Here is a 493-nt window from a genome sequence, read left to right as displayed (position 1 = left end):
GGTGGTTGGGGCTGTCCCGGGGTGGGGCCGTGATGGTTTCCTGGAAATAGGGGGGATCCCACCCCTGCGCGCTTTGGCATGCCCACAACCTCTCAGGGACCTGGAAATCAGGAATTCTGAATTTTAGTGGGGCCGTCTGGAAATGCTTGGAGCCATCTGGAAAGGCTCCGGAGAGCGGAGTACATCATCGAGGGGCAGGGGGAGCCATCCTCAGGACTCCTCCCTACGCCATTCTTGTTGGGGGCTGTTGGCGGCAACGAAAGCGCACCAGCTGCCGCGAAGTGGTGCGGGCGGTCGGGGAACGGTTGGGGCTTGGCGAGGGTTGAGCACCCAACGAAAAGCGGCACCAACGGCACGAGCGGCCACCGGAGGCCGACCAACGCCTGAGGTTCGCGGGCGGTAGGCCGCTCCTGCGAAAAGCAGCACCAACGACAACAGCACATCCCGGGCACGCTTTCCGGTCACCCTTTCCCGGTGGCCTTTTTCGGGCGCC

Origin of the sequence: Nocardiopsis halotolerans DSM 44410 (genome assembly GCF_000341065.1) — a bacterium.
Classification (GTDB): domain Bacteria; phylum Actinomycetota; class Actinomycetes; order Streptosporangiales; family Streptosporangiaceae; genus Nocardiopsis; species Nocardiopsis halotolerans.
This window is presented reverse-complemented; position numbering follows the sequence as displayed.